Origin of the sequence: Streptomyces sp. NPDC059456 (genome assembly GCF_042750055.1) — a bacterium.
In the GTDB taxonomy this organism is placed as follows: Bacteria; Actinomycetota; Actinomycetes; order Streptomycetales; family Streptomycetaceae; genus Streptomyces.
This window is the reverse complement of sequence record NZ_JBHYVA010000556.1, coordinates 1-5,799: the sequence shown is the minus strand read 5'-3', so window position 1 is coordinate 5,799 and position 5,799 is coordinate 1. Positions and strand designations below refer to the sequence as shown.

The window sequence follows — 5,799 nt, the reverse complement described above, 5'->3', positions numbered from 1 at the left end:
GGCGCCCTGCGCGGCGCCGCCGGGTTCGCGCCCGCGACCCGGCCCGACGCCCGGCTGGCCCGGCCGACCGCCGCGACCGCGCACTGGTCCGCCGAGGACCGGCTGCTGACCCGTACGTTCCGGCTGCGTCCGGGCCGGCTCGTGTACGCCGGCCTGACGCCGGAGGCCCTGGCCGGTACCGGCACCGCCGAGCTGGAGCAGTGGTGCCTGCGCCTGGCGGCCCCGGCCGGGCAGCCCCCCGTACCGCCCGCCCACTGGCACGCGCTCCTGCGCCGGCTGTGGGGTGCGCAGCACCCGCACGAGTACCGGCTGTGCGCCCTGGAGCGCGGCTTCCGCGACGAGGCCGAAGCCGCCCGGCTCGCCGCCGCGTTCAACCCGGCGCTCGTCGCCCTGCTCACCGAGAGGGCGGCCGCCTGATGACCCCCACGACCTTCGCCCCGGCCACCGCGCAGGACCCGGCCACCGCCTTCGTCGAGGCGCTCGCCGCCGAGCCCCGCCCCAAGGCCGTCGCCGCCTTCGACGGCGAGGGGTGGCTGCTGCTGCGCGCGGACGCCCCCGACGGCTTCGGCTCACTCGTCCCGACGCTGGTCGGATACCGCCGCGGCCCCGCCGGAACGTGGGCGGCCGACTGGTCGGTGACCGAGCCCGGCGAGACCGTCGCCGTCCCGGGCGGCTTCCTCTACGTCCGCCGGCGGGCCGTCACCTTCCGGTCCGCCCACGACGGCACCGAACGCGTCGTCGAGCACGTCGCCGGCGAGGTGGCCACGCTGGCCCCGCGGCCGGGCACCACCGCCGTCGCCTGCGTGATCCGTACCGCCGGCCCCCTCGGCGCGCACCCCGACGGACTGCTCCAGGGCTCCGACGCCGTCTGGTCGGCGGGTGCGGACGCGAGCCTGGCGGCGGTCCGCCGGCCCGAGGGCACGTGGCAGCTCCGCCTGGTCGACGTCGCCGCCATCGCCGACGCCACCGGCGCCACCGCCGGCCGCGACCTGTCCGTCACCGTGCCGGACGGCGCCTCCCTCACCGGCGAGGCCGCCTGGTCGGGACCGGACACCCTGCTGCTCGGCCTCGCCCACCACCGCCCCGACGGGACCCGGCGGTTCGGCCTCCTCGCGGTGTCCGCCGAGGACGGCGCCACCGTACGCAGCCTGCTCTTCGACGGGATCGACCTCTGCTACCCGGTGGCGGACCCGGACGGCGGCCAGGTCGCCTACCTCGCCACCTCGGTGCCGACGACCGACGCCCCGCCCGTGCAGTCCGCCTGCCTGATCCGCCCCGGCACCCTGGAGCCGGCCGTCCTCGACGCCCCGGCCGGCACCTGGCAGCGCCCGGTCGGCTGGGACGGCCCCGGCCGGCTCGTGTGCACGGCCGAGGACGGCCCGCGGCGCCGGCTGTACACGTACGACACGGCCCGCGACCGCTGGCGCGACGTCCCGCTCGCGGCATCGGCGGAGAGCGTCCTGGTCCGCGGCGGCAGGGCGGCGGTGCTGGTGTCCGCGCTGGACACGCCGCCGGCGGTCGACGTCGTCACCCTGTCCGACGGGCACACCGAGCGGGTCGAGGCGAGCGAACGGCCGCCGCTGCCGGGCACGTTGTCGTACCACCGGCAGGCGGTGCCGGGCGCGACCGGGGCGCTGGCGAGCTGGCTGTGCCGGCCCGCCGAGGGCCCGGTGCGCGGGCTGGTCGTGTTCTTCCACGGCGGTCCGTTCAAGAGCTGGACCGAGTGGTCCTGGCGGTGGAACCCGTGGCCGTTCGTCGCCTCCGGGTACGCGGTGGCGCTGGTCGAGCCCCCGATGTCGCTGGGCTACGTATCGGCCGTGCCGGGCGGCTGGGCCAACTGGCGGTCGGGGATCGCCGCGGTGGCCGTGCGCCAGGTGGAGCAGCTGCGGGCCGAGACGGGTCTGGCGCAGGTGCCGCTGGCACTGATGGGCGGCAGCTTCGGCGGCTACCTGTCGCTGAGCACGGCGGCGGCGCTGCGGCCGCGGCTGATCGCCTCGCACGCCGCGCCGCTGGACCTCGTCCAGGTCGCGGAGAGCAGTGACGTCGGCTGGCAGTGGCTGCGCGAGTACGGCGAGCCCGCCTCGGCGCGGCACCAGGGCTACCGCGACAACAGCCTGCCGGTGCGGCCGGTGCCGGAGGGCACCCGCGTCCTGCTGTCGCACGGCATGCACGACGGGCTGGTGCCGCCGACCGAGACGCTGCGCGTCCACCGGCAGCTGTCCCGCCAGGGCGTCCGCTCCGAGGTGGCGTTCTTCCGGTCGGAGGCGCACCCGCTGAGCCGGCCGCGCAACATCCGGGCCTGGTACCGGTGGGTGCTGACGGCCTGCGCGGGCGCGCTCGCGGGCGAGGCGGGAGCCGAACCCGCCGACGAGCTGACGGGTGAACTGGCGGCGCGGTTCGCCGAACTGGCCATGGGAGGCCTCGATGACGCGGCATGAGACCGGCCCCGGGCGCACGGTCGTCACCCGGCGGCAGCTCGCCGACGCGCTGGCCGCACTGGGCGTCCGCCCCGGTGGTGTGGCGATCGTGCACTCCTCGCTGCGCGCCTTCGGTTTCGTGGTGGGCGGCGCGCAGGCCGTGTACGAGGCACTGCGCGAGGCCGTCGGACCCGAGGGCACGCTCGTCATGCCCGCGTTCACCCCGCAGCTGTGCCATCCGGCCACCTGGCGCGCGGCGGACCTGGCGCGGACCGACCTGTCCGCGGCCGCGGCCGCGATGCCGGTCTTCGATCCGCTGCGCACGCCGGTCTCGCGGACCATGGGCGTGCTGCCGGAGCTGCTGCGCGCGCTGCCGGGCACCCTGCGCTCGCCGCATCCGCAGGTGTCGTTCGTGGCCGAGGGACCGCGGGCGCGGGAGATCACCCGGTGTCATCCGGACGCGTACCGGCTGTCCTCGCAGAGCCCGCTGGGCGAGCTGTGGCGGCTGGACGCCACGGTGCTGATGCTCGGCACCGGCTGGGACAAGTGCACGGCGCTGCACCTGGCCGAGTACGCCGTCGCCTATCCGGGGCGGCGGGCCGGCCTGTGGCCGTTGCCCGGCCCCGGCCCGGCCGGCACGCGCTGGCACGAGGTGCCCGAACTGCTCGTCTGGGAGGGCGACTTCGACCGGATCGGCGCCGAGTACGAGGCCTGCGGCGGCCCGCTGGCCCGGATGTCCGTCGGCACGGCGGTGTGCCGGGCCGTGCCTCTGCGCCCCCTGGTGGACTTCGCCGCCGGCTGGCTGCCCGGCCACCGCGACCTGCGGCGCGGCATCGCCCCGCCCGGCTGGCGCGAGGTCGTCGACGCCGACGGGCCGCTGCCCCTGCCGCGGCTGGTCCTGGACGGCGGGCCGCAGATGCGGCCGCAGCAGCTGCCGCAGCCGGCCCCGGGGGTGCCCGCATGACGGCCGGCGGAGTGTCGCTGCGCCCGGTCACGGGCGAGGACCTGGACCTGTTCGAGACGGCGTTCACCGGCGAGGAGGGCACGGGTGCCTTCCAGTGGTTCGGTTTCACGAGCGCGCTGCGGATGCGCCGGCGGCACGCCGAGGACGGGCTGCTCGGCCCGGACGGCGGCGTGCTGAGCGTGGTCGCGGGACGCGACACCGTGGGGCGCGTGGAGTGGTTCCGATCGACCTGGGGCCGGATGGACACCTCGTTCTGCTGGACGGTGGCCATCGGCCTGGTGCCCGGCGCCCGGGGCCGGGGCTTCGGCACGCAGGCGCAGCGGCAGCTGGCCCGCTACCTGTTCGACCACACGCGGGCGCAGCGGGTGCAGGCGTGGACCGACGTACGCAATCTCGCCGAGCAGCGGGCGCTGGAGAAGGCCGGTTTCACCCGGGAGGGCGTGCTGCGCGCCGCACAGTGGCGGGGCGGCCGCTGGCACGACCAGGTGCTGTTCTCGATCCTGCGCGACGAGGAGGGGTCATGACGGAGACGGCGGAGATGGCACGGACGGCGCGGAAGACGGCGGCGCTGACGGAATTGACGGACCTGACGGACCTGACGCTGGCGAACGGGATGCGGGTGCTGCTCCAGCCGCTGCCCGGCTGCCAGGTCGTCGCCACCTGCCTGCACGTGGGGACCGGCTTCCGCAACGAGCCCGTCGCCGGGGCCGCCCACCTGCTGGAGCACGTCCTGGTCCAGGGCTCCACGGCCGACGGGCCGCTGACCGCGGCGGTGACCGCCATGGGCGGCACCATGAACGCGCGGACCTCGGCCGACCACACCCAGTACACGCAGATCCTGCCCGCCGACGGGCTGGAGCTGGGGCTGCGCATCGAGCGGGACCGGCTGACGGCACCGGACCTTAGCCCCGGGCACGTCCGCGGCCAGATCGCCGTCGTCCAGGCGGAGATCCGGCGCAACGTGCTCCAGCGCCCGCACGGCGGACTGGTCCTGTTCGACCTCCCCGAGCTGCTGCACGACACCTGGGAGAACCGGCACAACGGCTACGGCGACATCGAGGCGCTGGAGTCGCTGGGCGCCGCCGAGCTGCGCACCTTCTTCGACCGGTCCTACGCGCCCGGCAACATCCACCTCGCGGTCGTCGGCGACTTCGATCCCGGCCGGGCCCGCGAGCTGGTCGAGCGGCTGCTCGGCCAGGTGCCGGCGCGGCCCACCTGGCAGCGCGAGCCGGCCGTCGAGTCCCCGCTGGCGGAGGGCCGGTACGGGAGGCGCCCGGAGAAGGTCGCGCCCGCGGGCCGGACGGTGATCGGCTGGCGGGTCCCGGACCCGCGGACGGCGGCCGCGGACCACCTGGCGACCGTCCTGCTGAGCGAGCTGCTGGAGACCGTCGGCGGCGACTGCGCCCGCCACCGCGCCGGGGAGCATCCCTGGGGGGCGTTCCGGGCCCGCGTGAACCGGACGGGCAACCCGTTCGACGTGGCCCGCGCCTCGCTGTTCGCGGTGGAGTTCCCGCATCCGGTGGACACCTCCCCCGATGCGGCCGAGGACTGCCTGCGCGCCGTGTTCGCCCGGATCGCCGACGGGTCCCTGCCGGTGGAGGCCCCGCTGGGGACCCTGCGCCGCAGGCTGGCGATGCACCTGCACGCCGAGCTGGACTCGGTGGCGGGCCAGGCCTCCTGGCTGGGCGTCGGCGCGGCCGTCCACGGGGACCCCGGCCATCTGGCCGCACTGCCCGCCGCGGTCGACGCGGTGTCGGCGGCCGACGTGGCCCGCCTCGCCGGCGCGTACGCGACGGCCCCGGCGGCCCGGATCACCAGCCTCCCGGCGGCCGCAGGGACCGTACCGGAACCGATGCCCACGACCGCGGGAGCCCCGGCATGACGGCCATGACGACGTCGAACCCCGACACGCACGCACCCGTACCGCACTTCACCGCGCCCGCGCACCGCCGGCACGAGCTGGACCGCGGCACCCTCGTCGCCGTGGACCGCGCCGGCACCGGGGACCTCGCCGAGGCCCGGCTGCTGCTGCCGCTGGTGCCCGGTCCCGCCGCGGCGCACGCCACCGAGGTGGACGTGGCCGCGGAGGTGCTGCGCGAGGCACTGGAGGAGGCGGCCGGCGCGCTGGCCGTCGTACGGGCGGAGGCGCGCCCGGACCGGATCGTGGTCTCGGCGCGCTCCTTCACCGCCGACCTCGCGGAGGTCTGCGCGCGGATCGGCGCCTGCCTGGGCCCCGGGGACCCGGGCGCCGAAGACCGTGGCGCCGGCGACGCGGGATCCCACGGCCCGGGGCCCGGCGGCCTGTTCGGCGCCGAGCGCCTCGACCGGGCCCGGGCCGCGGTGGCCGCCCGGCTGTCCGCGGCGGAGCGCCACCCCACGGTGGTCGCCCGCGCGGGCTTCCTCGCCGCCGTGTACGGC

6 protein-coding genes are annotated in these 5,799 nt (G+C 77.2%); all 6 read left to right on the top strand.

The annotated features are described in order from the left end of the window. Positions 1-417: hypothetical protein (locus ACFXA3_RS33215; protein WP_385192989.1), on the top strand; the 417-nt coding region annotated here is incomplete at its 5' end. Beyond that, positions 417-2,438, top strand: a complete 2,022-nt coding sequence (locus ACFXA3_RS33210; RefSeq protein ID WP_385192986.1) for an alpha/beta hydrolase family protein — start codon at positions 417-419, stop codon at positions 2,436-2,438. The genes ACFXA3_RS33215 and ACFXA3_RS33210, both read left to right, overlap by 1 nt. Further along, entirely contained in the window at positions 2,425-3,381 is a 957-nt protein-coding gene (locus ACFXA3_RS33205) for an aminoglycoside N(3)-acetyltransferase (RefSeq protein WP_385192984.1), read from the top strand. Before ACFXA3_RS33210 ends, ACFXA3_RS33205 begins: the two co-directional genes overlap by 14 nt. Further along, complete coding sequence (locus tag ACFXA3_RS33200; RefSeq protein WP_385192982.1) at positions 3,378-3,905, top strand: GNAT family N-acetyltransferase; 528 nt, start codon at positions 3,378-3,380, stop codon at positions 3,903-3,905. The genes ACFXA3_RS33205 and ACFXA3_RS33200 overlap by 4 nt, the downstream gene beginning before the upstream one ends. After that, positions 3,902-5,263 carry a M16 family metallopeptidase gene (locus tag ACFXA3_RS33195; protein ID WP_385192980.1) on the top strand — a complete coding sequence of 454 codons (1,362 nt, stop codon included), beginning with the start codon at positions 3,902-3,904 and terminating at the stop codon, positions 5,261-5,263. The genes ACFXA3_RS33200 and ACFXA3_RS33195 overlap by 4 nt, the downstream gene beginning before the upstream one ends. Continuing rightward, on the top strand, positions 5,260-5,799 hold a 540-nt coding region (locus tag ACFXA3_RS33190; protein WP_385192977.1), incomplete at its 3' end, for a hypothetical protein. The genes ACFXA3_RS33195 and ACFXA3_RS33190, both read left to right, overlap by 4 nt.